At 61.6% G+C, this 24,181-nt stretch carries 23 protein-coding genes and 1 tRNA gene; 10 read left to right on the top strand and 14 right to left on the bottom strand.

The window, feature by feature from the left end:
* Nucleotides 1-632: 632 nt before the first annotated feature.
* Nucleotides 633-1,130: a YbaK/EbsC family protein gene (locus tag ATC04_RS06060; RefSeq protein ID WP_082123944.1), complete on the top strand. Its 498-nt coding sequence runs from the start codon at nucleotides 633-635 to the stop codon at nucleotides 1,128-1,130.
* On the opposite strand, the gene ATC04_RS06055 is transcribed toward ATC04_RS06060, so the two are convergent.
* The 8 genes from ATC04_RS06055 to ATC04_RS06020 all read right to left on the bottom strand — a co-directional run bounded on the left by ATC04_RS06055 (nucleotide 1,084) and on the right by ATC04_RS06020 (nucleotide 7,048).
* The gene (locus ATC04_RS06055; protein WP_047119687.1) at nucleotides 1,084-2,253 is read right to left on the bottom strand and encodes an acyltransferase; all 1,170 of its coding nucleotides are present in this window, start codon (nucleotides 2,251-2,253) and stop codon (nucleotides 1,084-1,086) included. The two genes, ATC04_RS06060 and ATC04_RS06055, sit on opposite strands and share 47 nt — an antisense overlap.
* Before the next feature lie 148 nt (nucleotides 2,254-2,401).
* Nucleotides 2,402-2,776, bottom strand: a complete 375-nt coding sequence (rplL, locus tag ATC04_RS06050; RefSeq protein ID WP_047119688.1) for a 50S ribosomal protein L7/L12 — start codon at nucleotides 2,774-2,776, stop codon at nucleotides 2,402-2,404.
* Nucleotides 2,777-2,847: 71 nt separating this feature from the next.
* Nucleotides 2,848-3,369, bottom strand: coding sequence for a 50S ribosomal protein L10 (rplJ, locus tag ATC04_RS06045; RefSeq protein WP_047119689.1), 522 nt, complete (start codon nucleotides 3,367-3,369; stop codon nucleotides 2,848-2,850).
* A gap of 932 nt (nucleotides 3,370-4,301) precedes the next feature.
* Nucleotides 4,302-5,003: a 50S ribosomal protein L1 gene (rplA, locus tag ATC04_RS06040; protein ID WP_047119690.1), complete on the bottom strand. Its 702-nt coding sequence runs from the start codon at nucleotides 5,001-5,003 to the stop codon at nucleotides 4,302-4,304.
* A gap of 139 nt (nucleotides 5,004-5,142) precedes the next feature.
* Nucleotides 5,143-5,574, bottom strand: coding sequence for a 50S ribosomal protein L11 (gene rplK / locus ATC04_RS06035; RefSeq protein ID WP_047119691.1), 432 nt, complete (start codon nucleotides 5,572-5,574; stop codon nucleotides 5,143-5,145).
* 127 nt (nucleotides 5,575-5,701) lie between these two features.
* Nucleotides 5,702-6,538 carry a transcription termination/antitermination protein NusG gene (nusG, locus tag ATC04_RS06030; protein ID WP_047119692.1) on the bottom strand — a complete coding sequence of 279 codons (837 nt, stop codon included), beginning with the start codon at nucleotides 6,536-6,538 and terminating at the stop codon, nucleotides 5,702-5,704.
* Nucleotides 6,539-6,611: 73 nt separating this feature from the next.
* Nucleotides 6,612-6,860, bottom strand: coding sequence for a preprotein translocase subunit SecE (secE, locus tag ATC04_RS06025; RefSeq protein ID WP_047119693.1), 249 nt, complete (start codon nucleotides 6,858-6,860; stop codon nucleotides 6,612-6,614).
* A 115-nt stretch (nucleotides 6,861-6,975) separates the two neighbouring features.
* Nucleotides 6,976-7,048: transfer RNA gene (locus ATC04_RS06020), tRNA-Trp, on the bottom strand.
* 264 nt (nucleotides 7,049-7,312) lie between these two features.
* On the opposite strand from ATC04_RS06020, the gene ATC04_RS06015 reads away from it, so the two are divergent.
* Complete coding sequence (locus ATC04_RS06015; protein WP_047119694.1) at nucleotides 7,313-8,512, top strand: pyridoxal phosphate-dependent aminotransferase; 1,200 nt, start codon at nucleotides 7,313-7,315, stop codon at nucleotides 8,510-8,512.
* A 72-nt stretch (nucleotides 8,513-8,584) separates the two neighbouring features.
* On the opposite strand, the gene ATC04_RS06010 is transcribed toward ATC04_RS06015, so the two are convergent.
* Nucleotides 8,585-9,250, bottom strand: a complete 666-nt coding sequence (locus tag ATC04_RS06010; RefSeq protein ID WP_047119695.1) for a response regulator transcription factor — start codon at nucleotides 9,248-9,250, stop codon at nucleotides 8,585-8,587.
* The gene (locus ATC04_RS06005) at nucleotides 9,247-10,518 is read right to left on the bottom strand and encodes an ATP-binding protein (protein WP_047119696.1); all 1,272 of its coding nucleotides are present in this window, start codon (nucleotides 10,516-10,518) and stop codon (nucleotides 9,247-9,249) included. Before ATC04_RS06005 ends, ATC04_RS06010 begins: the two co-directional genes overlap by 4 nt.
* A 126-nt stretch (nucleotides 10,519-10,644) precedes the next feature.
* Here ATC04_RS06005 and ATC04_RS06000 point away from each other — a divergent pair, with 126 nt between their 5' ends.
* The 4 genes from ATC04_RS06000 to ATC04_RS05985 all read left to right on the top strand — a co-directional run bounded on the left by ATC04_RS06000 (nucleotide 10,645) and on the right by ATC04_RS05985 (nucleotide 13,868).
* A complete protein-coding gene (locus ATC04_RS06000; protein WP_047119697.1) occupies nucleotides 10,645-12,066 on the top strand; it encodes a PspC domain-containing protein in 1,422 nt (473 codons plus the stop codon).
* Nucleotides 12,067-12,077: 11 nt separating this feature from the next.
* The gene (locus tag ATC04_RS05995; RefSeq protein ID WP_047119698.1) at nucleotides 12,078-12,326 is read left to right on the top strand and encodes a hypothetical protein; all 249 of its coding nucleotides are present in this window, start codon (nucleotides 12,078-12,080) and stop codon (nucleotides 12,324-12,326) included.
* Between the two features lie 30 nt (nucleotides 12,327-12,356).
* On the top strand, nucleotides 12,357-12,599 hold the full coding sequence (locus ATC04_RS05990) for a PspC domain-containing protein (protein ID WP_047119699.1): 243 nt from the start codon (nucleotides 12,357-12,359) through the stop codon (nucleotides 12,597-12,599).
* A gap of 240 nt (nucleotides 12,600-12,839) precedes the next feature.
* Complete coding sequence (locus ATC04_RS05985; protein WP_047119700.1) at nucleotides 12,840-13,868, top strand: 6-phosphofructokinase; 1,029 nt, start codon at nucleotides 12,840-12,842, stop codon at nucleotides 13,866-13,868.
* A gap of 349 nt (nucleotides 13,869-14,217) precedes the next feature.
* On the opposite strand, the gene ATC04_RS19275 is transcribed toward ATC04_RS05985, so the two are convergent.
* The 4 genes from ATC04_RS19275 to ATC04_RS05970 form a co-directional block, all read right to left on the bottom strand.
* Nucleotides 14,218-15,618 carry a hypothetical protein gene (locus ATC04_RS19275; RefSeq protein ID WP_152666867.1) on the bottom strand — a complete coding sequence of 467 codons (1,401 nt, stop codon included), beginning with the start codon at nucleotides 15,616-15,618 and terminating at the stop codon, nucleotides 14,218-14,220.
* A 599-nt stretch (nucleotides 15,619-16,217) separates the two neighbouring features.
* Complete coding sequence (locus ATC04_RS05980) at nucleotides 16,218-17,300, bottom strand: folate-binding protein YgfZ (protein ID WP_197413518.1); 1,083 nt, start codon at nucleotides 17,298-17,300, stop codon at nucleotides 16,218-16,220.
* A 2-nt stretch (nucleotides 17,301-17,302) separates the two neighbouring features.
* Nucleotides 17,303-17,917, bottom strand: coding sequence for an FABP family protein (locus tag ATC04_RS05975; protein WP_047119701.1), 615 nt, complete (start codon nucleotides 17,915-17,917; stop codon nucleotides 17,303-17,305).
* 269 nt (nucleotides 17,918-18,186) lie between these two features.
* Nucleotides 18,187-18,927: a hypothetical protein gene (locus tag ATC04_RS05970; RefSeq protein ID WP_152666868.1), complete on the bottom strand. Its 741-nt coding sequence runs from the start codon at nucleotides 18,925-18,927 to the stop codon at nucleotides 18,187-18,189.
* Between the two features lie 127 nt (nucleotides 18,928-19,054).
* Here ATC04_RS05970 and ATC04_RS05965 point away from each other — a divergent pair, with 127 nt between their 5' ends.
* The 4 genes from ATC04_RS05965 (at nucleotide 19,055) to ATC04_RS05950 (ending at nucleotide 24,039) form a co-directional block, all read left to right on the top strand.
* The gene (locus ATC04_RS05965; RefSeq protein ID WP_047119703.1) at nucleotides 19,055-19,723 is read left to right on the top strand and encodes a response regulator transcription factor; all 669 of its coding nucleotides are present in this window, start codon (nucleotides 19,055-19,057) and stop codon (nucleotides 19,721-19,723) included.
* A gap of 50 nt (nucleotides 19,724-19,773) precedes the next feature.
* Entirely contained in the window at nucleotides 19,774-20,730 is a 957-nt protein-coding gene (mshD, locus tag ATC04_RS05960) for a mycothiol synthase (RefSeq protein WP_047119704.1), read from the top strand.
* A gap of 85 nt (nucleotides 20,731-20,815) precedes the next feature.
* Nucleotides 20,816-23,032: an RNA degradosome polyphosphate kinase gene (locus ATC04_RS05955; protein WP_047119705.1), complete on the top strand. Its 2,217-nt coding sequence runs from the start codon at nucleotides 20,816-20,818 to the stop codon at nucleotides 23,030-23,032.
* Entirely contained in the window at nucleotides 23,032-24,039 is a 1,008-nt protein-coding gene (locus tag ATC04_RS05950; protein ID WP_082123945.1) for an NUDIX hydrolase, read from the top strand. Before ATC04_RS05955 ends, ATC04_RS05950 begins: the two co-directional genes overlap by 1 nt.
* The last annotated feature ends 142 nt before the right edge of the window (nucleotides 24,040-24,181 follow it).

Here is a 24,181-nt window from a genome sequence, read left to right as displayed (position 1 = left end):
CGTCCACGAGACCCACCGCTATATGAAGGCCGCGCGCGCAAACAGTAAGGCGCAAATTTCAACCTTACCGGAGGAATTTGCACTTGTCGACACCTCCGGCCGAAATCCGTGCTATAGTTTTTGGTTCTGCTCTCGGAACCCCTCGCTCCAGGGTCCCGGGACCCCGGATTTCCCGCGCTGGCAGCGTCGCCCTACTTCCCCGGGCAGGGACTTTTCCCAGATGATACCGGCATTTTTTCCCTGCGAATTACACCGCGAGGGCATGAGCTAGTTCACGCCTGATGGCCGAAAAATGCGAGTGCCGTACCTACGTGCGATTAGTCACAGGGGCTTCACGAGGCCGTCGATCTTGCGCTCCGGATTCCAAATGAGCGCAGTTTCTGCGATTGACTGAAATTGCTTCTGCCCGAAGGCGCCCGCTCAGCACCCGCACCGCTGCATTGCCTATCCCCCACCGTGGCCGTATCCCACGGGTACTCCCGCGATCCGGGAATAGGCGCGGCATCAAGTGTCGCGTTGGCAAACACCGCCTGCCAGGATCTTCTGCACTAGGCTCAGCTATAAGCATGCCGCGGTCGCAGCGCTGCCCACCTGCACTGCGACCGGGCCGGTCACGTGATGAGGGGTTTTCAATGTCGGATCTGAAGTCGTCGGAAGCAATGACCCGCGTTCTGCTGGATGCAGCACGCCGCGAAGTGCCGATCGACATCGTTCCCCGGGCAGCGGCGACGTCCCTTGAGGAAGCCGCCGAACTTCTGGGTGTGGTACCTGGGCATCTGCTCAAGACCTTGGTGCTCAAGAGATCGGACGATTCATTCGTCTTCGCCCTGATCCCGGGCGGCCGCAAACTGGATTGGGCGAAGATCCGCGCGGTGCTCCGGGTCAACAAGCTTTCGCTGCCCGATGCCGAGACCGCGTTGGCCGTCACTCATTTCGTGCGCGGCACCATTACGCCCTTCGGCTCCCACACGGCACTGCCGGTGATCATCGATGCGAGCGTCTTCGCCGATCCGGTTCCCGAGCGCGTGGCCATGGGCAGCGGGGATCCGCTGCACGGCCTGCTGGTGGATCCCCAGGATCTGGTCAGCGGCTTTGAGGCCACGATTGCTGATATTTCGACTCCGGAATAGCCACTGGAGGCTTCGCGAATATTTTCTGCGTGGCGGTCTTGGCCTTGGTCAGGCCGGCGATCGTTGCATTGCGCAGGCGCAGGCCCAGCGGCTTCTCGATGAATCGCACAACAGCATAGGACCACAGCATCAGCACCGCAACGGTGCCGGTCAGCAGGAAGTACTTGTTCACTTGGCCATGCAGCTGCTCGATGATCCACCATCCCCACAGTTGGTGGAACAGGTAGAGCGGGAAGGTCAGGGAACCGGCAACGGCAAGCCATTTGGCTCGGATATGTTTCAGCGGCGTTAGCGTGCACAGCGCCAGCAGGCCAACGCAGAGCACGATCAGCGCCTGGAAGTGCCACGCGGGAACGTGCATGTTCGACAGTTGCAGCGCGTCTTCGCTGCCCTTCAAGCCGGTGAAGTAGGCCGCGATCACGGTATTGAATGCCACGACGAACCAGCGCAGCAGGCTGTGGCCATCGCGGTAGATCAGGTAGAGCACCATGCCTGCGGCGAAGAGCGCGGCGTAGGGGCCGGCGATCCAGTCCTGGAGTTTCACGTAGCTGGTGAAGTGCAGATAGAGGCCCAGCGCAGGCCAGAGCACCGAGAGCAGCATGATCGACTCGTTCTTCACCAGGCCGCACAAGAGCATGATGCCAAGCAGGATGTAGAAGCGCAGTTCGATCCAGAGCGTCCAATACACGCCGTCCAGATGCCGCACCTCGAACGCCGTTTGCATCATGGTCAGGTTCGGCAAGATGTCCGCCGGAGTGCGTCCGTCGGCGATCGATGGCCAGAAGACGAAAGACAGCAGCGCTGCCGCGAGCACGGCAACCCAATAAGCGGGATAGAGCCTGCCCACGCGCGAACCGATGAATTGGATGACCGATTTGCCCTGCATCGACATCAGGATCACGAAGCCGGAGATCAGGAAAAACAGCTGTACGCCGATCTGGCCGTACCGGGTGACCGTCGAGAGCACCGGCCAAGTATCGGGGGCATATTGACCCCAGAAATTGTGGCCCCATGCGGTGTAGTGGTAGAGGACGACGACCACGGCTGCGGTGATACGTAGACCGTCCAGTAATCCCAAGCGCGGGGCCGGTTGACGCGGCTGAATGGTATCGCTGTTTGGCACGCCTTCAACTTTAAACACTGAACCTATAAAAACGCTGTTAATAGAAACGTTATAAATCTATTTCTAAGAAATCATTCAGTTAACGGCCAAGGGCCCACAGATCGAAATCTGTGGACCCTTGGTAATAAGTTGCGAGTGACCGCGTAACTTACTTAACGGTAACGGTTGCACCGGCAGCTTCGAGGGCTTCCTTAGCCTTCTCAGCAGCGTCCTTGGCAACACCCTCGAGCAGAGCCTTAGGAGCGCCGTCAACGAGCTCCTTAGCTTCCTTCAGACCCAGGGAGGTGATTGCGCGAACTTCCTTGATGACTGCGATCTTCTTGTCGCCAGCCGACTCCAGGACTACGTCGAATTCGGTCTGCTCTTCAGCAGCGGCTTCGCCACCGGCAGCCGGGCCTGCAACTGCAACAGCAGCAGCGGTAACGTCGAAGGTCTCTTCGAATTCCTTAACGAACTCGGAAAGCTCGATGATGGTCATTTCCTTGAATGCGGAAAGCAGCTCTTCGTTGGTGAGCTTCGCCATGGTCGGCGTCCTTTCGGTTTTGGCCTTGCGGCCTATGAATATGGGTTACGTTGCGAGAGAATCTCGAAAGCTTAGGCTTCTGCCGGGGCTTCCTCGGCGGCAGCGCCACCGTTCTCTTCGAGCTTTGCACGCAGGGCGTCGACGACGCGGGCAGCAGCGGAAGCTGGAGCCTGCAGCACGGCAGCAACACGTGCCAGCTGAGTCTCGCGCGATTCCAGCGCAGCCAAGGCTGCGATGCCGGCCGTATCAAGTGCCTTGCCTTCGAACCAACCGGTCTTGATAACCAGCTTGTCGTTGGCCTTGGCGAACTCCGTGAGGCTCTTTGCGGCAGCAACTGCATCGCCCTTAATGAAGGCGATAGCGGTCGGACCGGAAAGCTGGTCATCGAATGCTTCGATGCCGGCTTCCTTCGCTGCGATAGCGGTCAAGGTATTCTTCACAACGGCGTACTTGGTCTCCTGACCAAGCGAGCGGCGCAGATCCTTGAGCTGTGCAACGGTAAGCCCACGGTATTCGGTCAAGACAGCCGCAGACGAATCTTTGAAGTCAGCAGTGATCTCTTCAATCGCTGCAGTCTTGCTCGGGGTTGCCATAACACTCCTTCCGGGGATTTGTTCGGTACCGTTTCATAACCGGCGAGGCCATAAAAAAGGCCCCGCGCAGGAGCACAGGGCAGTTCAACTCATTCAAGTCAAATCAAATCTATGAAACCTGCGTTGGTCGTCCTTGCGGACCTTTAGGAGCATAAATGCTCAACCGACGGTCTTCGGTATTTCTATTGTAGGCACGCATCACGCCCTCTTCCAAATTCAGCGGTATCGTCGAGGCGTGATACCGCCCACTTGAACCGCTGCTTAAAAAGACAAGGCCTGCATCTAGCACTTGGGGGACGCTAGATACAGGCTACTTGTCGATGAGTAAGCTTTGGGGAAACTTACCCACCCAGCGCCTGCATAGTCTTGGGGGTCCCATGCAGACACCGCTGAATAAATCAGTGCTTCAATGGTAGCATTTCTTGCCCATGACACAGAACCGTAAGCTGGCAAATTCCAATGAATTTCCCATGTTTTCGGGGGTTGACACTCCAAGATCCGCGAAATTACGGGGTTAAACGCATGATGAAAAAAATTGAACGCATTTGCATGTTTATGCGAGCGTGGCCGATTTTAGCGCTTTGAGGAGGGTTTCCAGCGTCCGCGTTCCTCTCGATTCCCCGCGTATCGCACTGCCCGGGAGGCTCATCACGAAAGTCCACTTCTGGATGCACCCACTCGGAGATTCATCCCAGGTCCGTGCCCTGTTACGGGCGCGTCTGGGTAAGGGTGCACTTGATTTGGCCGTCCATTTCCTGGCCGGCCCGACGCCTGGCTTCTCCCGCTCCCCTGGACCCACGGCGCCGGGGCAGCCCTGTGATCGACCTTGGGAGGTTGCTTGCACAACAGCGGATGCCCTCGGGGAATGCAAAAGCCCGCGGGCACCATCACGATCAGTGGTGGAGCCCGCGGGCTTAAATAAGCTCTAAAGCTTAGGCCTCAACGCGGGTTACGTTCGAGTCAACAGGGATGCCTGGACCGAAGGTGGTAGCGATGGTGGCCTTCGAGATGTAGCGGCCCTTCGAAGCCGAAGGCTTCAGACGCAGAACCTCATCCAGTGCAGCTGCGTAGTTCTCGGTCAGCTGCTTGGCATCGAACGAAGCCTTGCCAATGATGAAGTGCAGGTTCGAGTGCTTGTCGACGCGGAAGTCGATCTTGCCGCCCTTGATGTCGGTAACAGCCTTGGCCACATCCATGGTCACGGTGCCGGTCTTAGGGTTTGGCATCAGGTTACGTGGGCCGAGGATCTTACCCAGGCGGCCAACCTTGCCCATCAGGTCCGGGGTAGCAACCGCTGCGTCGAAGTCGGTCCAGCCGCCCTGGATCTTCTCGATCAGGTCGTCCGAGCCAACGAAGTCGGCGCCGGCTTCGCGGGCTGCCTCAGCCTTGTCACCGTTGGCGAAAACAACCACGCGGGCGGTCTTGCCGGTGCCGTGTGGCAGGTTCACGGTACCGCGAACCATCTGGTCGGCCTTGCGTGGGTCGACACCCAGGCGGAATGCAACCTCAACGGTCGAGTGGGTCTTGTCGCCAGCGATCTCCTTGGCCAGGGCGATTGCCTCGGCTGGAGCGTAGAACTTGTCAGCCTCGATCTTAGCCGCGGCGGCTACATATGCTTTGCTGCGCTTTGCCATCTGCGTTATCTCCTTATGCAGTCGTGGTCATGTGGACCGCGCTGGGTCCTGCCACGGGCGAAAAGTCCGAGTGAACTTATCGCCATTTCTTGAATTCTTGAGTGTCCTTCACCCATGGGGCGAATGACCGAAGGCGTTATTAGCCTTCTACGGTCACGCCCATGGAGCGAGCGGTGCCGGCGATGATCTTGGCTGCTGCAGCCAGATCGTTTGCGTTGAGGTCAGCCATCTTGGAGGTGGCGATTTCCTCAACCTGGGCCTGGGTCAGGTTTGCAACCTTGTTGGTGTGTGGAACACCCGAGCCCTTGGCGATGCCGGCAGCCTTCTTGATCAGCTCAGCTGCAGGTGGGGTCTTAGTGATGAAAGTGAACGAACGGTCTTCGTACACGGTGATTTCAACTGGAATCACGTTACCGCGCTGCGACTCGGTGGCAGCGTTGTAAGCCTTGCAGAATTCCATGATGTTGACGCCGTGCTGGCCAAGTGCAGGACCGATTGGAGGAGCTGGGTTAGCAGCACCTGCCTGGATCTGCAGCTTGATGAGTCCGGTGACCTTTTTCTTTGGGGCCATGTCGGGTCCTTCTACTCTTGCAGTTCCCGCAGCACAGGAGCGTGGTGCGGGTTGTGGCTATCGTGGCGCGACAGCCGAACGCGCCCTCGCATCGAAAGCACTCGAAGCGGGGCACGAAAACTTAATACTACTGGATCTTGGTAACCTGGTTGAAGTTCAGGGTCACCGGGGTCTCGCGTTCGAAGATCGAAACGAGCACAACCAGCTGAGCGGCTTCCAGCTTGATCTCGGAGATCGTAGCCGGCATGGTCTCGAACGGACCATCGTTGACGATGACCGATTCGCCGACCTCGAAGTCCACGGTGACCTCGGTAATCGGGGCGCGGCCTGGCTTCGCGGCGTTTGGCTGCTCGGCCGGGTCGACCACGGTGTGCTCCAGCATGGAGAACACTTCATCGAGGTTCAGCGGGTTCGGATCGTGGGCGTTGCCCACGAAGCCGGTGACGCCTGGGGTGTGTCGAACAACACCCCACGAAGCGTCGGTCAGTTCCATGCGCACCAGGACGTAGCCCGGAATGCGCACACGGCGCACGATCTTGCGCTGGGTGTTCTTGACCTCGACGACCTCTTCCATCGGAACCTGGATTTCGTAGATGAAATCTTCCATGTCCTGGGTCTGGATACGGGTTTCGAGGTTGACCTTCACGCGGTTTTCGTAACCTGCGTAGGTGTGGATTACGAACCAGTCGCCCGGAAGACGGCGCAGCTTCGTGCGGAATTCTTCCTTGAGCTTGGCTACCTTGTCGGCAGCGTCCTCTTCTGCTGGAGCTTCTTCCTCGGCGTCTGCGTCATCGGCATCCACGTCCGCAACGAGGGCCTCGAAGGATTCGTCAACCGCTACGGTTGCCTCTTCGGTTTCGTCGATTGCAGCTTCTTCAGCTGCCTCCACCTGATCGCCGGTGGCTTCAACGAACTCGTTTTCGACCTCGTCATTAATCTGCGGTTCGAGTTCCTTGTCGGACACTGCGGATCCTGCTTTCTTTGACTGGATGACACTAAAATTGCCTCGGAGCGATTATACCGCCGAGGCAATCAAATTACTGTTCTACTTGCCGGGTGAACAGGAGGATCGATCCCTGCCCGAAGACGAAGTCTAACGCTGTGACGATCGCGATGACCACCACGACGAAGCCAAGAACAACGAAGAAGTAGTTCACGAGTTCGCTGCGCGTTGGTGTGACGACTTTTTTCAGTTCGCCGATTACCTGGCGGAAGAACAGCATGATGCGGGCGAAGATGCCCTTTTTCTGCTTGCCTTTGCCCGAGTTCACTACAGCCTCTGTCACGTTGTTCCTCGTTTCAATTTTTTGGCCAGTTGAAACAATCACGGTGTGCCGCAGCCGTTCTGACCACAACACACCGTGACGTGAGATTCTCGCTGAGCGATAGATCGCTACTGCGCAGGGCAGACAGGACTCGAACCTGCAACCTGCGGTTTTGGAGACCGCTGCGCTACCAATTGCGCCACTACCCTTTAGAGCTGAATGCTCCGTTGCATAATCTTGTCGGATTCAGCGTTATGCCTTGTCCGTTGCGATGTCTTTGCAACGAGAAATAACTTTACGCAAGGAAATCCAAAATGTCGAACTGGACAGATGCAGTGTGGCGCATAACGCATTTTCGTCACCACTGGACTGGTCGTGAGAGGTCATTTTTCCAGTTCGGCGCGGGAAGCGCGCCCGCGGGATCTAGACTAGAAGCATCACCAACCATCGTTGACTTCAGGACGAAATCTTCCATGTCTAGAATCTCTCGCCGCATCGGCGCAATTTCCGAATCCGCAACCCTCGCCGTTGACGCCAAGGCCAAGGCCCTGAAGGCCGCAGGACGCCCGGTCATCGGATTCGGCGCTGGTGAGCCTGACTTCCCAACCCCGGATTACATCGTCGAGGCAGCCGTGCAGGCAGCCCGCGATCCGAAGAACCACCGCTACTCTCCTGCCGGCGGACTTCCCGAGCTACGTGAAGCCGTAGCAGCGAAGACCCTGCGAGATTCTGGCTACGAGGTCGCACCTTCCCAGGTCCTGATCACCAACGGCGGCAAGCAGGCCGTGTACAACACCTTCGCCGCGCTGCTGGATCCCGAAGACGAGGTCATCGTCCCGGCTCCGTACTGGACCACCTACCCTGAAGCCATCCAGCTGGCCGGCGGCAAGCCGGTGGAGATCTTTGCCGGCCCGGAGCAGGGCTACAAGGTCACCGTGGAGCAGCTGGAATCCGTGCGCACCGAGCGCACCAAGATCCTGCTCTTCGTTTCCCCGTCCAACCCGACCGGCGCCGTCTACACCCCGGAGCAGGTCCGGGAGATCGGCCTGTGGGCCGCGGAGCACGGCCTGTGGGTTGTCACCGATGAGATCTACGAGCACCTGACCTACGGCGATGCGCAGTTCAGCTCCATCGCCACCCTGGTGCCGGAGCTCGAAGACCGCGTGGTCGTGCTCAATGGCGTAGCCAAGACCTATGCGATGACCGGGTGGCGCGTGGGATGGATGATCGGCCCGAACGACGTCATCAAGGCCGCCACCAACCTGCAGTCGCACGCGACCTCGAATGTCGCCAACGTGTCGCAGCGCGCCGCGCTGGCCGCCGTGGCAGGTCCGCTGGATGCCGTGAACGAGATGAAGACCGCCTTTAACCGCCGCCGCTTAGCCATCGTCGAGGGCCTGAACACCATCGACGGCCTGCACTGCCCGACCCCGGACGGCGCCTTCTACGCCTACTCGGATGTCCGCGGCCTGCTGGGCCGCGAGATCCGCGGCGTCGTGAACAACACCAGCGCCGAGCTGGCCGCCTTCATCCTGGAGCAGGCCGAGGTCGCCGTGGTTCCGGGCGAGGCATTCGGCCCGTCGGGCTACATCCGGATGTCGTATGCACTGGGCGACGCTGATCTGGCCGAAGGTGTCGACCGCATGATCAAGCTGCTGGGCGAAGCCAAGTAGGTTTCCAACACCACACAAGCCGAGGCGCCAACCTGGAAAGGTTGGCGCCTCGGCTTGTCTGGTTTCCGGCATCTAGAGGATCTTGCGCTCCACGGCCCAGCGGGTCAGCTCGTGGCGGTTGGACAGCTGCAGCTTGCGCAGCACGTTGGAGACGTGCGATTCGACGGTCTTGATCGAAATGAACAGCTCCTTGGCCACTTCCTTATAGCTGTAGCCCCGGGCGATCAGCCGCATGACCTGCAGCTCGCGGTCCGTGAGCAGGTCCAGCTCCTCGTCGATCTGCCCCGGCGCCACCGAGGAGCCGAAGGCGTCGAGCACGAAGCCTGCAAGGCGCGGGGAGAACACCGCGTCTCCCCCGGCCACCCGGCGTACCGCATCCGAGATCTCCTGGCCGGAAACGCTTTTGGTGACGTACCCGCGCGCACCGGAGCGGATTACCAGCACCACGTCCTGCGCCGAGTCCGAAACGCTCAGCGCCAGGAACTTGGTCTGGGAGAAAAGGTGCGCGCAGGAGGCAAGCACCTCCGCGCCCCCGCCGCCGCGGCCGCCAGGCAGGTGGACATCCAGCAGCACCACGTCCGGGCGCTCGCGCTCGATCACCTCGATGGCCTGCTCCACGCTGCCGGCTTCGCCCACGATCTGCAGGTCCGCGGCAAGATCCGCGCGCAGCCCGGAACGGAAGATGGCGTGGTCGTCAACCAGCACCACCCGGTAGGTCTGTTCGGTGGTTTCACTCATGATGCCTTCTGTTCTTCCTGCTCAGTGCCACGCGGCATGCTCAACTGTACTTCGGTGCCGTCCTGGCCGCTGCGGATGCGCGCGGCCCCGCCGGCGCGTTCCATGCGCCCGAGGATGGATTCGCGCACCCCGTGCCGGTCCTCGGGGATCGAGCCGAGGTCGAACCCGGCGCCGCGGTCGCGGATGAACACCTCGACCTGCGCCGGCGAGCATTCGACATATACCGAGATCTTGCCCTCGGCGTGCTTCGCGGCGTTCATCATGGCTTCCCGGCTGGCGGCCACCAGCGCCTGCTGCCCGGCGAACCCCTGGCCGTTGCCCACGGCCACCACGTCGATGTCGCGCAGCATCAGCTGCTCGATGCTCTCCGCCTCGTTCTGGATCTCGACCACCACGTCTTCGGCGTCCAGGTGCTGTTCGCCGTAGAGCCACTGGCGCAGCTCGCGCTCCTGCACCCTGGCCAGGGTCCGCACCGCGGCCGGCTCCTCGCTGCGCTTCTGGATCACTGCGAGGGTCTGCAGCACCGAGTCGTGCAGGTGCGCGGCGAATTCCGCGCGCTGCGCGGTGGCCTGCCGGTTGCTGCGCTCGGCCAGGTAGTCGCGCCAAAGCTTCGCGCCCCAGGGCAGCAGCACCACCACGGCGCCGGCGATGATCGCCAGGGCCGCCCAGAACCCGCCCAGCAGGTCAGCCACCGCCACGGTGCCGCTGAGGATGGCCAGCAGCCCGCCGACCACCAGCACCAGGCCCAGGGCCAGCCGGATGACCAGGGTGGCGTTGATCTTGCGGTCCGGCTGCACCGCGCTGCGGTCGATCTGCATCCAGGCCAGCAGGATGCCGCCGAGGATGCCGATCACCGGCCAGATCAGGTCCCAGCGGAATTTCCAGCCTGCCCATTGGCCCATGGCGAGGACCGCCAGCGCGAGCAGGCCCGCACCGATCAGCGCGTCCCGCCAACGGCTCAGCGACACCGCGTTCTCCCGGCCGCTGAACAGGCCCTGTTGCACGCGGGCCATTTCCTCGGCCAGGGTGCGGTTCTTGGCGCCCCAGGAACGCAGCTCGTCGGCCTGGGTTTCGTCCGCGCTGGGGGTGAAGACCCAGAGCCACCCGTACAGCAGCAAGCCCACGCCGCCCAGCGCGCTGAGCGCCAGGAATGCCAGGCGCACATAGCTGACCGGGATGTTCAGATGCTCGGCGAGTCCCCCGCAGACGCCGGCAATGAACCGGTTCTCGCTGCGCACGATGAATTTTCGCTGTTCAGGGGTTGCCATGCTTCTAAGTCAAGCATGGAATCGCCGGGTTCCGCCGCGTTCTGGGCACAACCGGGGGCACCCCTAGGGACAAATCAGGGTAGCCCCTCATAGCGGGTACGGCTCCCTCTGCACCAGAATTGAAGCATGAGGAACCAGAGCCCGGGCCATGAAGACAAATTCTTCGCCCAGATGCGCAAGCTGAAGATCGTCCGCCAGGAATCCAAATGGATCGGTGGCGTCGCCGCGGGCATCGCCGAGCACTTCGGCATCGACGTGGTGCTGGTGCGCGGCGTGCTGGTGGCCCTGAGCATCCTCGGCGGCTTGGGCCTGGTGCTCTACGGCATCGCCTGGGCGCTGTTGCCGGACACCGAGGACCGGATCCACCTGGAACGCGCCATCAACAAGGAATGGACCAGCGGCATGACCGGCGCGCTCATCACCATGGTGCTCGGCATTTTCCCCGCTCCCTGGTTCCTGGACTCGCTGGCCCCGATCCTGTGGCCCATCGCCATCGTCGCGGCCATCGTCTTCCTGATCTTCAAGCGCCGCGACACCAAATACGACGGCTCGCGGCCCGGCGCTACCTACCGGCCGGCCCCGGAGGATTCATCACCTGCCGGGACCACGCAGCACACGACCCAGGGCTCAGGGGAAACCCTGACCGGCACCGTGGTTGAAAAAACCTGGCGTTCGGAAAACACGTCTTTCAGCGCGCAGGCAAGTGTTCCGGGGCATGAACCGGCCGGCGCCGATCAATTCGACTTCATGCAGACATCCACTTCGGCTTCTGAGGAGCACACCATGGAATCTGAGAAACCGGGTCCCTCCGGACCGCAGGAGGGCTCGGCCTCCACCTCGCGGCCGGACGCGGACTACACCACCCCGTTCGAGCACCAGGCCTACCCGCCGCGGCCCAACCCGTCGAAGCAGGCCAAGGAAGCCCGCCGGGCGCGGCTGGCCCCTCCGGTACCGGGTTGGATCGCCACCACCATCGTGGGCCTGACTGTCCTGGTGATCGCCGCGGTGCTCAGCATCGACTACCTGAACGTCGTGGAGCTGCCCGGCAACGGCTGGTCCGTCGCCCTGGCCTGCGGGCTGCTTCTGGTGGGTCTGAGCCTGATCCTCATCTCCGCCACCAAGCGCACCAGCGGGGGCCTGCTGGGGCTGGCCATTCCGCTGCTGGTGCTGACCGTCATCTTCGGCGGAAGCAACCTCGCGTCGGGCAACCAGTCGATGGTGCACACCGATGGTTCGGACCATTCGTACAGCGCCGTCTTCAGCAACTCAACCCTGGACCTGACCGACAAGCAGGACATCACCTCGGATACCACCGTTGACGTCTCCTCGGTCTTCTCCAAGCTGGAACTGAAACTCCCTGACAATGTTCCGGTCAAGATCAAGAGCGACGGGGTCTTCATCTCGGACCTCGAGGGCCAGCTGCCCCAGGACTTGCGCCAGCTGCCGGCCGACGCACCGACCCTCACCGTGGACATCGACGGAGTGTTCTCCAGCTTCGAGTCAACGGTATCCACCGGCCCCGGCAACGCCACCAATCCGCAGTTCTAAGGAATGGACACATGAATTCCAAACCAACCCGGGAGACCAAGTTCCCCACCGGAACCCTGGTCTTCGGACTCATTCTCGTTGTGGTCGCCGTGGTCTCGCTGAGCAACACGATCTTCGACTGGACGCTGGACACCCCGCTGTTCTTCATCTCACTGATCGCCCTGGCAGGTATCGTGATGATCGTTTCCGGCATCGCTTCAGCCATGAAGCGCGGCAACCGCGATGACGAGCTTCCACCCCCTGCCAACCCCAACTACTAGTCTTCCAACCCGAAAACCAGGAGCCCGAACATGGACAAGTTCTTCAACTCGATCCGATCAATCCCGCTGCGCCGCGGCCCGGCCCGCATGGCCGGCGGCGTAGCCGGCGGACTGGCCGACAAGTTCGGCTGGGATGTCACCATCGTGCGCATCATCATGCTGGTCTCGTTCCTGCTGCCGGTGCTCGGCATCGGCGCCTACATCGTGGCCTGGCTGCTCATCCCGGCCCAGGACGACAGCATCATCCTGCAGAAATGGCTCAGGAAGTTCTAGCCGGCACCGCCTGAGGCGGCGCAGCAACCCGGGGCGGGTTTGCGGATCTCCCATGGTCCGCAAACTCGCCCTTGTGGGCTTAAGCACGTAGACTATTTTTCAAACTCGATGCTCAATGGCGCGCGGATATCGAATGACATCCAGATGGATTTCCTGCAGCGCTGCCCCACGGGGCAAGCGATTTTCCCGTCCCCCACGCACCGCCGCAGGTTATGTCCCATCATGACCAAGTGAGGGTAAATGCGCATTGGAATCATGACCTCGGGCGGCGACTGCCCGGGCCTGAACGCAGTGATCCGCGGTGCCGTGCTCAACGGCATCAAGAGCTACGACCATGAATTCGTCGGCTTCCGCGACGGCTGGCGCGGAGTGAAGGAAGGCGACTTCTTCGAGCTGCCGCGCACCGCGGTGCGCGGCATCTCCAAGCAGGGCGGCACCATCCTGGGCACTTCCCGCACCAACGCCTTCGAAGGCGAAAACGGCGGACCGCAGAACATCGCCGCGGTGCTCAAGGACAACGGCGTGGACGCGCTGATCGCCATCGGCGGCGAGGGCACCCTCGCCGGCGCGCAGCGATTGTGCGAGGCCGGGCTGCCGCTCGTGGGCGTGCCCAAGACCATCGACAATGACCTGGACGCCACCGACTACACCTTCGGCTTCGACACCGCGAACCAGATCGCCGTGGAGGCCATCGACCGGCTGCGCACCACCGGCGATTCGCATCACCGCTGCATGGTCGCCGAGGTGATGGGCCGGCACGTGGGCTGGATCGCGCTGCATGCGGGCATGGCCTCCGGCGCCCACGCCATCCTGATCCCCGAGGTCTCCACCACCATGGAGCAGATCTGCCAGTGGGTCAACGAGGCCCACGACCGCGGCCGCGCGCCGCTGATCGTCGTCGCCGAGGGCTTCGTGCCCGAAGGCATGGAAGAGGCCTTCTCCGTGCGCGGCCTTGATACCTTCGGCCGCGCCAGGCTGGGCGGCATCGGCGAGATGCTCGCCCCGCTGATCGAGGAGCGCACCGGCATCGAGACCCGCGCCACCGTGCTGGGCCACATCCAGCGCGGCGGGGTGCCCACCGCCTTCGACCGGGTGCTGGCCACCCGGCTGGGCATGGCCTCGGTGGATTCGGTCGTCGACGGGGCGTGGGGCACCATGGTGGCGCTGCACGGAACCAAGATCAACCGCGTGCCGATGCGCGCGGCCCTGAACAACCTCAAGCGGGTGCCGATGGAGCGCTACAACGAGGCGAAGATCCTCTTCGGCTGACCATGAACTTCAAGTTAAATATGCCGTCGGGCTTAAAATCACCTTCCAGAGGAGACTTCAAGCCCGACGGCATTTCGCTTTTTCGTTTCATCTGCCTATCAGCGTAAAATCTGCATCTCTGGAGGCTCGAATCTTTTCTGTGGAATTTCTAAGGTTCTTGCCCTTTTCGCTTTTACGCTTTTCGCTGAGCACTCTCTCGACTGTTTCAACTGAAACAGCAGTAGATCCTGCCCAGTGAGCGCCAGGGGAAACGACTGCAACAGTGACTGGGAGTTGATCACGCGCACCGCTAGGAACGGGGCCAGCGGTGGAATCGCTCCCCTTACCTTGTAGAATGCCCATCAATAATTTATGTAGCACTGTACGCAACCCTCCAGAGCTTCCAGTATGTATAGATCACAGCCAAAGTAATACCGTAGATTACATACCAACCCACGTGCCATACCCAGCTATCAAACATCAGCGATAGCAGTACAGCGAGTATAGCTAAGGCCAAGGAACTCCACAACAGGATTTTCCTAAATGGCGAGAACAGTATTCCAGTTAGTGTATGCTCGCGCCGCATCGAACGCCACGACAACAATACCGCAGTGACGGCCAAGAGAACAGAGATTACAGAAGTCGGCGCAGAATGTATCGGCCTCAGGAAAAAATCATTCCAAATACGAAAACAAATTGAAGCTAAGCACAAAAACAGCATTCCCCAAATTGCGATAACTGTAATGCTTGATATCCCCTGTCTCGCTGGTTCAACTTGTGCCCGCATATAGCCTGATGCGAACTTATCTGAATTAGGAGGAGCGCAACTCACATGGCCTGTAGAGACTTCTACCGGCTCCTTATGGCCAGAATCTCCCCGCCAGAATCGAAGCCGTCGCCTAAGCTCTCGAAAGCGTGCGTCGCGTCCCACCTCAGCATTTTCGTTGAGGGCCATCTTGGTTAACACTAGATCACCAGGCAGCCTCAACTCGCAGTGATGGCTTGCAGCTATACCAAAGCTCCAGAGCGACGTAGAAACTGAGATAGTACCTAGGTGCCACTCACTGCTTACTTCAAGGTCTATCTCAAAGGATACTTTGATTAGGCTCCTAACACCTTGAAGTTCTACATCAACTTCAACCAACATTAGAAATTCTTCCGCCAGCGATAGGGCAACTTGCTCAAATATATCCCAAGCATCTTTCTCTTCGAGAGCATGCGAATACCTTGGGTCATTCTTTAGTTGTATGATCCAATTTCTTACATCCGATTTTGCACTCTGGTCAACACTTTTATTGCGCTCTGCAATCGAAAGAATATTTCGCACGATCAATTCATCATGAGCTGCAATTTCAAAAAATAGATTCGGTAATAAAGAGACGAGCATTTCGAATACTAGATCAACGTTCTTCGCAGTTGTCAGGACTGACAAAGGTGAACCCTTTGGTCCGATAATCCCGAACCCTCGGATCCCTACTCCTTTTTTGAAAAACCCAATAGGTAGAATAATCCGGTTTCGGCTGCCCCGAATCACTCCCCAGTGGGGAAGAATCGAAGATTCGCGATTTTTAGCTTCGGCAAGTGCGGAACCCGTGTAGCTACCAGGCGGAGTAAGGTCCAGAGAGGTACGCTGCCAGCTTCGCCCGTCGTCATCTAGCGCTATTGTGTCTACGCATCTATGAATCCAACTTCTCGATTGCAGTAGCAGGTTAGCAAGGGTAACCCCATCAGACGTTACGACTACCAGCGGTTCGGGCTTCTTCTGCTTCATGCCACTTCCCTTCTTGTCATGGCACAAACCCACTTTGATGCTATTAACGTTATTTTGCAATGTCAATAACTATCCTCGACTAGTTACTGTCTGAAACCTCAATTTTCGTCAGAGTTCGCTATGATCATATATTTATGCATACTTTCCAATAGAAATAATGGATTCTCACTAAGGGCTCGTATCTAGTAGAGACAGATAAGACGAGATCAAAGCGAGTCAGGCGGTCTTTAGTGTCCGAGAGCTTCTATGCGACAAGAGACTTATGTGACTTCTATGCAGTGAGATAAGGATCAAGCATTGATGGAATCTAGTGCTCGTACGCTCAGGCAAGATTTACCGGTCCTCGAAATCCTCAGCATCATGCGAGAGAGTGGGCTACTGATTATCACCAGTGGGTGTGGACCCAGATGGGACACAACTGAATCTTCCATCGTCAGGTTTATTAGGCCCTGTGGAAAAATGCGACGCGCTGGACTGATTCATTGACCCCGCGCACAGCGGGCCAGCTAGTGTAGCTATCCGCGCAGGCAACGTCTTAAACGACGCACGAGCCGTGAAGTCCCTGAAGACTTCACGGCTCGTGCTGTTTCGCCGGCCTCCTATTTGGCTGGCGGCGTGCGCAGGAATCCGGTGAACCGCCCGGCCACCTGTCCGGCGTCCGGGGTCACGATGACTTCTTGGCTGGCGGGGTAGACGCTGTCTCCATCCACCACGCTGAGCACTTCGCCGGGGTCCACGTTGCGCTTGATGACGCCCAGCGCAATCGGCCCTGCTTCGTAGTGCAGCGCCGCGGAGGTCACCTTGCCGACAACCCGGTCGCCGAGCTTGATCTCGGCCCCCGAAGCCGGCAGCGTGTGCATGGAGCCGTCCAGATCCAGGAACACGATGCGGCGCGGCGGGTGCCCGATGTTGTGCACGCGGGCTACTGTTTCCTGGCCCTTGTAGCAGCCCTTGTTCAGGTGCACCGAGGTGCGCAGCCAGTCCAGCTCATGCGGGATCGTCTTGTCGTCGATCTCCGCCCCGAAGCGCGGCTCCCAGGCGGCGATGCGCAGGGCCTCCACCGACATCATGCCGGCCAGCTGCTCCTCGCCCACCGCCTCGCCGAGCTTCTCCAGCTCGATGACGTGCAGCAGCCACGGGCGCTCGGCGCCCGGGTGCTCGTCCCGCGAGTAGGCCCAGCCGCCCTCGGCGACTCCAGGCCACGGATCGGTCCAGATCAGCTCGCCTGCGGTGGGAATGCGGCGGGTGGCCGCAAGCACCCCGTGGGTGGCGGACAGGTCGTTGACCTCGACGCGGAGCATGAAGCGCATGGAGTTCAAGAACTCCTGGAGCGCCGGTCCACTGCCGGGCTCGACGATCAGCAGCAGGCGCTCCTGGTCGACCAGCACCTTCATCTCATGCTCGATGCGCCCCTGGATGGAGAGCAGCAGCGCCTGGCTGCTGTCTCCCGGCTTGAGCGCGGTGGTCTGCTGGGTGCTCAGGGTGTTCAGCCAGCTCTGACGATCGACTCCGGTGATTTCCAGGACGTCGAAATGCGACAGGTCGGCGATGGCTTCGCCCTCGAACAATCGTCGGGCTTCGCGGGTCGGCGCGCCGTAGTGCGCGGCAACCCCTGCGTCCACTCCCCCGGCTTCCACGGCGCCATCGCGCTGCAGCAGCTGGGAACGATAAGTTTCAGTCATGGCTACTTCGTTGATTCGTCCGCGGCAACACGCTTCAGCGCGGCTGACGCATGGGCTTTGAGTTCCAGATTCCCCATGGACACGTCCCAGCGCCAGAACAGTTCACCGTTGACCAACCCGTAGATGCGGGTTGAGGAGGCGTACTGCTTGGCGTTCTTGCTGCGCAGCAGCCCTTCGGTGGCCAGCTGGACACGTGGACCATCGATCAGGCCGTAGTACAGTTCCGAGATGCCGCCGGGCTGCACGATATGCGCCTGGATCTTGAATCCGTCCTTGGTGTGCAGCTGCTGCACGTCATCCGCCGAACGCAGCACCGGGAACACGTCGCCCGGAATCATGCCGGGACCGGCATCGGCTTCGAGCTGCTCACGATCCAGGGACCAGAAACCGGTCTCCACGGTAAGCAGACGCAATTTGTTGCCCTCGGCGTCGGTGAGCCAGGATTCGCTGCGGTATTCGAGGTAGGGGCCGCCGACGTCGCTGAAGGTGGCCTGCTGCCAGAAATATTCGTCCTCGGCTTCGCCTTCTCCAAGGCGCCCCATGCCTTCCCAGGTTCCAATGAGCCAGGCGAAAGGCACGAGTTCCGGGGTGAGGTCAGTCGGTAGGGCAAATGCCATGGACCACTCGCTCCTTAGTCGTTGGTGAAACAAAAACAGCGCACACGCTATTGTGTGCGCTGTTTGCTACTTCTGGCCCTGGAAAAGACGCTTGACGACCAGTCCGGCGAAGCCCGCCATTCCCAGTCCGGCGATGACCACGAGAGCCTGGAAGAAAATTTCGAGTGCAAGGAAGTTATCATTCATGGCTTCATCTTAGCGCGAGCTTTGCATGAACCGCGACCTGCGTGACGCAGCCCGGGCTTCGGTGCTGCAAGCGGTGCGATCCGCTAGCTGAAAACCATCAAATCCAGGGCGTACCAGCTGGCGGCGCCGCTGAGCAGGACGATCCCGCTGGACAGGCCCATCACGCCGGTCAGGTTCCGCACGCTGCGCGTGGACAGCGCCAGGGCGCGCAGGGCGCTGACCAGGATTCCCGCCAGCAGGCCCAGCACCACGCCTTCAACAATGTGCATCCCCAGCGGCAGCGCGGTGGCGATGGCGCCGAGCACCAGCGATACCAGCGGCGCCAGGAACATGGTGATGCGGTTGGGCAACCGCGTCATCGCCACGAGGCCGGCCCCGGCCAGCCCGATGACGGTGACCAGGGTCAGCGCGAACCCGAAGTTCACGGTTCCGGCGGCGGCCCATGCCGAACCGAGAACCGCCATGACCACGCCGGTGATGCCGCTGACCGTGCCGGCCATGCGGCCCTCGGCTTCGGCCCCGCGCAGCACCTGGCTGATGAACACCAGCAGCACGCCCACCGCAATGACTTCGACGCCATGGGACATCGGCGACACGCCCGGCATGAACAGCACCGCCGCGGTCGAGGCGAGCGAGCACACGGCAAGGATGACCGTCAGCGGCCATGGCGCTTCAGCGCGGATCAGCCGGGGCCAGGTGTAGGCGAACGTGAGCTGCAATATGACCGCGACAGCGCCCATCGCCCATTCGACGGAGGGAAGGCTGGCCGCTCCCAGGAGCAGGGCCGAAGCCAGCAGACCGCTTATTAATACCTTGATCCTCAAACCAGAATTCCTGACGGTAATTTATGCGCACTTGTGACTTCACATGCGAGCTTGGACTCTTCCATTCTCTATACTTTGACACGTAAAAACGATTTTCTCGCATCTATCTGGCAGGAGGAAGACCGCTGTGGCGAACCTGCTGCTCCTGACGAACAACGGACAGTCCGAAGCTGAAGTGCTTCCGGCGCTCGAACTACTACTGCATCAGATCCAGTGCCTCCCGGCGCAAACGCAGTCCCTGAGCCAGGTTTCCGAATGCGATGCGGTCATCCTCGATGCCCGCACCGAACTGGTGGCGGCCCGCTCGCTGGCGCAGGTCATCCATTCAACGCTGAAGCTTCCGCTGCTGCTGGTGGCCAGCGAGGGCGCGCTGAGCATCCTGAACTCCGAATGGCATGCCGCGGACTTCATCCTGCCCACGGCGGTCCCCGCCGAGCTGGAGGCCCGCATCCGGTTGCTCCTCTCCGCCGTGCCGGAGCCCGCCGCCCCGGCGGAAGCGCCGCAGAACCGCTCCGGGCTGCGCATCGACGAGCTGAGCTACACCGCGAAGATCGACCAGCGGATCCTGGATCTCACCTATAAGGAATTCGAGCTGCTCAAGTACCTCTCGCAGTTCCCGGGCCGGGTATTCACCCGCGAGCAGCTGCTGCACGAGGTATGGGGATACGACTACTACGGGGGCACCCGCACCGTGGACGTGCACGTGCGGCGCCTGCGCGCGAAACTGGGCACCGACCACGAACAATTGATCGGCACCGTGCGAAATGTCGGCTACCGGTTCCACAACGAGGCCTAACATGACAGGGCCTCTGGCGGGTCAGGTCATCCAGCGGATAACCTGAGAGCATGAACGAGCTGCCCCAGAAAACTGTGTCCATTCAGAAGGTCCTCGGCGAGCTGGAACAGAGTTCGCTGGCCGAGGTCCGAGACCTGGCCGCCGCCGCGCTGCAGGAGGACGGCAACCCGCCCTTGAGCGACCAGACGCTGGTCGCACTGGGCTCGGAAACCTCCGGCAAGAACGTCATCACGCTGCTGGCCTCCTCGGGCGAGGGAAGCGAAGCCCAGCTCAGCGGCGTCATCGTCGCGATCGACGACCCGATATCCCGGCGCTGGATCGTCGAACTGGTGGTCCACCCCCAGTTCCGCAACCACGGCATCGGCCGCCAGCTGCTGCAGAGGCTGGGCGAACAGCTGGATCTGAGCCAGATCCTGACCTGGGCGCACGGCGACCACCCAGCGGCCCGCAAGCTGGCCGATTCGATCGGCCTGTCGCGCAACCGCGAGCTGTACCGGATGCGCCGCGAAGGCACCGACTCTCTGGAAGAGACGCCGCTGCAGCGCGGGCTGACGCTGCGCAGCTTCCGCGTCGGCGAGGACGAGTCGGCCTGGCTTGAAGCCAATGCCAAGTCCTTCGCGCACCATCCGGAACAGGGTTCGCTGACCCTGTCCGATCTCGATGCGCGCATGAACGAGAACTGGTTCGACCCGCAGGGCTTCTTCCTGGCCTTCGACCCGGAAGACCAGCTCATCGCCTACCACTGGACCAAGATCCATCCGGCGGGCGCCGACAACATCCGCCCGATGGGCGAGGTCTACGTGGTCGGCGTGGTTCCCGAGGCGCAGGGCCTGGGCTTGGGCCGCGCGCTGACTACTGTGGGCATCAACTACCTTCTGGAGCAGGGGGTCGGGTCGGTGCTGCTGTACGTGGACGCCGAGAACGAGGCGGCAGTCAAGCTCTACCGGTCACTCGGCTTCACGCTATGGTCCGCAGACATCATGTACGGCCCCGAACAGATAGACTGATAGCGCATGGCAGTCCGGGATTTTCCCGGACTGCCAGCCAACGGTGAAGATGGCCTCCACCTGCAGGAAGAAGTGAGTTCAGCAGATGACAACCACCCCCAAGCAGCCCCCGGCACAACTGAGGGATGTCCCTTCATCCAAGGTCAATGAAGACCGGATCGAACCGGCAGGACTCCTGCCCGACCTCCATCCGGACGGGGGTTTCGAGAACGAGCGGTTCCTCGACCGGGAACTGAGCTGGCTGCATTTCAACGCGCGGGTGCTGGAACTTGCCGAGGACGTCGACCTGCCGCTGCTTGAACGCGTCAATTTCCTCTCGATCTTCGCCTCCAACCTGGACGAGTTCTTCATGGTGCGCGTCGCCGGCCTGAAGCGCCGCATCGTGACCGGCCTGGCCGTCCCGGCGGCCAACGGGATGAACCCGGTGGACCAGCTCGAATTGCTGCTGAACTCGGCGCACGAGCTGCAGACCCGCCATGCAAGGGTCTACTCGGAGTCGGTCTCCCCCGACCTCGCCACGCACGGCATCCGCATCACCGGCTGGGACGAGCTCTCGGCCTCCGAGCAGAGCTTGCTCTCCGAGTGGTTCATGGCCCAGGTCTTCCCGATCCTCACCCCGCTGGCGGTGGATCCGGCCCACCCCTTCCCTTATATCTCCGGCCTGTCGCTGAACCTGGCCGTGGTGGTGCGCAACCCGCTGACCGGCAAGGAGCTGTTCGCCCGCCTGAAGGTGCCTGACACCATCGACCGCCTGGTCAGCATCGACGGCCCGCGCGCCGCCCACTCCTCGCACCGCGCCGCACGCTTCATCGCGCTGGAGGACCTGATCGCCGTGCACCTGGAGCAGCTGTTCCCGGGCATGGAAATCGTGGAGCACCACTTCTTCCGCGTCACCCGCAACGAGGACCTGGAAGTCGAGGAAGACGACGCCGAGAACCTGCTGCAGGCCCTGGAAAAGGAGCTGCTGCGCCGCCGCTTCGGCCCTCCGGTGCGCCTGGAGGTGGTTGACGACATCAACCCGCAGATCATGGACCTGCTCTCCCGGGAGCTGGGTATCGACGAGGACGAGGTCTTCAAGCTGCCTGCCCCGCTGGACCTGCGCGGCCTGGGCGTCATCGCCTCGCTGGACCGCACCGAGCTGCACTACCCCAAGCACATGGGGCACACCTCACGGTTCCTGAACGAGTCGGAAACCGCCAAGGCAGCCAACGTGTTCGGCGCCGTACGCCGCCGCGACATCCTGCTGCACCACCCCTACGATTCCTTCTCCACCTCGGTCCAGGCCTTCCTGGAGCAGGCCGCGGCGGATCCGAAGGTTATGGCCATCAAGCAGACCCTGTACCGCACCTCCGGCGACTCCCCGATCGTCGATGCGCTGATCGACGCGGCCGAGGCAGGCAAGCAGGTGCTGGCGCTGGTTGAGATCAAGGCCCGCTTCGACGAGCAGGCGAACATCTCCTGGGCGCGCAAGCTGGAACAGGCGGGCGTGCACGTAGTGTACGGCATCGTGGGCCTGAAGACCCACTCCAAGCTCTCCCTGGTGGTGCGTCGCGAAGGCGACAAGCTGCGCCGCTACTGCCACATCGGCACCGGAAACTACCACCCGCGCACCGCGCGCTACTACGAGGACTTCGGGCTGCTGACCTGCGACGAGGAGGTCGGCGAGGACGTCTCGAAGCTGTTCAACCAGCTCTCGGGCTACGCCCCGCGCTCCACCTACAAGCGTCTGCTGGTCGCCCCGCGTTCGGTGCGCACCGGGCTGCTGGCGCACATCGAGCAGGAAGTGCGCAACGCCCAGGCCGGGGTCGACGCCAAGGTGGTCATCAAGGTCAATTCGATTGTCGACGAGGCGATCATCGACGCGCTGTACCGCGCCAGCCAGGCCGGGGTGAAGGTCGACGTGATCGTGCGCGGCATCTGCGCCCTGCGCCCGGGCGTCCCGGGGCTGAGCGAGAACATCCGGGTCCGCTCGATCCTAGGCCGCTTCCTGGAGCACAGCCGCGTGTTCACCTTCGCCAACGCAGGGAACCCGATCGTGTACATCGGCTCGGCCGACATGATGCACCGCAACCTCGATCGCCGCGTGGAAGCCCTGGTCTCCCTGGGGCAGCCGGAGGACATCGAGGAAATGATCAGCCTGCTGGAACGCTACATGGACGACGGGACCTCCTCCTGGCATCTGCACTCGGACGGCAAGTGGGACCGGCACTACAAGGACGAGGACGGCAACCCGCTCTCCGATGTCCAGTTCTGGCTCATCCAGGACCACGCCCAGCGGCGAAATAGCGGGCGAAACAGCTAGTGGCCGATTCGAATGTCCAACGCGCCCTTGACCGGGTGCTGGAACTGCATCGTTCATCCGATGCCGAGGAAATTCGCCTGGGCCACTTCGACATCATCGCCGCGGGGGCCATCCCGTGGCGGCTGGAGCACGGCAAGCTGCGGGTGCTGGTCATCCACCGGCCCAAGTACGACGACTGGTCCTGGCCCAAGGGCAAGCTGGACGACGGCGAAGCCATCGCCGAATGCGCGGTGCGCGAAGTCCACGAGGAGATCGGGCTGCAGATCACGCTCGGCCTGCCGCTGGCGGCCACCGCGTACTCGGTGAAGCAGCGCGCCAAGGTCGTCTACTACTGGGCGGCCGCCACGCACCACGAAGCCGAGGTCATCCCGGACGGATCCGAATGCGACGAGGTCCGCTGGGTCTCCCCCAAGCAGGCCATCGGCATGCTGACCAACCCCTCGGACGCCGCGCCGCTGCAGGACCTGCTCGCCGCCCACAAGGCCGGCCATCTGGAGGCCAAGCCGTTCATCCTGGTCCGCCACGCAAAGGCCAAGCCGCGCAGCAAGTGGACCCGTGCCGAAGGCGACCGCCCGCTGGCGGCCACCGGGCGCCGCCAGGCCCAGGCGGTCTCGCGACTGCTGGAAGCCTGGGCCCCGGGGCATGTCGCGTCTTCGCCGTGGATGCGCTGCGTGCAGACCGTCGCGCCCTACGTCACGGCGAACCAGCTGAAGCTCAGCTCCGTGCGGGCGGTCACCGAGCATGCGGCCACCCGGCACCCGAAGCGGGCTGCGAAGGCGGTGCAGAAACTCCTGGACAAGAACCGCTCCCAGGTGCTGTGCACGCACCGGCCGGTGCTTCCCACGGTACTGAAGGTCCTCAAGGGCAGCACCTCGGCGACCATCGCCGAGGTGCTCCCCGCCAAGGATCCTTTCCTCGATCCCGGAGGGGTGATCGTGGCGCACCAGCTACCCGGCGCGAATCCGCGGATCATCTCCCTGGAAGTCCATACCCCGTATCACGACTGACACCACCGCCGGCGCCGCTGCACCGCACCCGGCGGACGGGCATCCCCGGCTCCTCACGCCGCGAGGATGCCCGTCGTTGCATCTGCGCACAAATGCGACTATGACTGTTTAATAAGAATCCCCAGTGGCTCTTGTCACCCAG

The sequence above is a fragment of the Arthrobacter sp. YC-RL1 genome (assembly GCF_001454985.1).
Lineage (GTDB): Bacteria > Actinomycetota > Actinomycetes > Actinomycetales > Micrococcaceae > Glutamicibacter > Glutamicibacter soli.
The sequence above is the reverse complement of the archived record's forward strand: the minus strand, read 5'-3'. Positions and strand labels throughout refer to the sequence as shown.

Bases quoted from the DNA above. Each gene is read 5' to 3' on its own strand.
- ATC04_RS05985 (WP_047119700.1), top strand. From the start codon at position 12,840: ATGCGCATTGGAATCATGACCTCGGGCGGCGACTGCCCGGGCCTGAAC.
- rplL (WP_047119688.1), bottom strand. From the start codon at position 2,776: ATGGCGAAGCTCACCAACGAAGAGCTGCTTTCCGCATTCAAGGAAATG.
- rplJ (WP_047119689.1), bottom strand. From the start codon at position 3,369: ATGGCAACCCCGAGCAAGACTGCAGCGATTGAAGAGATCACTGCTGAC.
- rplK (WP_047119691.1), bottom strand. From the start codon at position 5,574: ATGGCCCCAAAGAAAAAGGTCACCGGACTCATCAAGCTGCAGATCCAG.
- rplA (WP_047119690.1), bottom strand. From the start codon at position 5,003: ATGGCAAAGCGCAGCAAAGCATATGTAGCCGCCGCGGCTAAGATCGAG.
- ATC04_RS06000 (WP_047119697.1), top strand. From the start codon at position 10,645: ATGAGGAACCAGAGCCCGGGCCATGAAGACAAATTCTTCGCCCAGATG.
- ATC04_RS06010 (WP_047119695.1), bottom strand. From the start codon at position 9,250: ATGAGTGAAACCACCGAACAGACCTACCGGGTGGTGCTGGTTGACGAC.
- ATC04_RS05980 (WP_197413518.1), bottom strand. From the start codon at position 17,300: ATGACTGAAACTTATCGTTCCCAGCTGCTGCAGCGCGATGGCGCCGTG.
- ATC04_RS05995 (WP_047119698.1), top strand. From the start codon at position 12,078: ATGAATTCCAAACCAACCCGGGAGACCAAGTTCCCCACCGGAACCCTG.
- ATC04_RS19275 (WP_152666867.1), bottom strand. From the start codon at position 15,618: ATGAAGCAGAAGAAGCCCGAACCGCTGGTAGTCGTAACGTCTGATGGG.
- ATC04_RS06015 (WP_047119694.1), top strand. From the start codon at position 7,313: ATGTCTAGAATCTCTCGCCGCATCGGCGCAATTTCCGAATCCGCAACC.
- ATC04_RS05955 (WP_047119705.1), top strand. From the start codon at position 20,816: ATGACAACCACCCCCAAGCAGCCCCCGGCACAACTGAGGGATGTCCCT.
- ATC04_RS05990 (WP_047119699.1), top strand. From the start codon at position 12,357: ATGGACAAGTTCTTCAACTCGATCCGATCAATCCCGCTGCGCCGCGGC.
- mshD (WP_047119704.1), top strand. From the start codon at position 19,774: ATGAACGAGCTGCCCCAGAAAACTGTGTCCATTCAGAAGGTCCTCGGC.
- ATC04_RS06005 (WP_047119696.1), bottom strand. From the start codon at position 10,518: ATGGCAACCCCTGAACAGCGAAAATTCATCGTGCGCAGCGAGAACCGG.
- ATC04_RS06060 (WP_082123944.1), top strand. From the start codon at position 633: ATGTCGGATCTGAAGTCGTCGGAAGCAATGACCCGCGTTCTGCTGGAT.
- ATC04_RS05975 (WP_047119701.1), bottom strand. From the start codon at position 17,917: ATGGCATTTGCCCTACCGACTGACCTCACCCCGGAACTCGTGCCTTTC.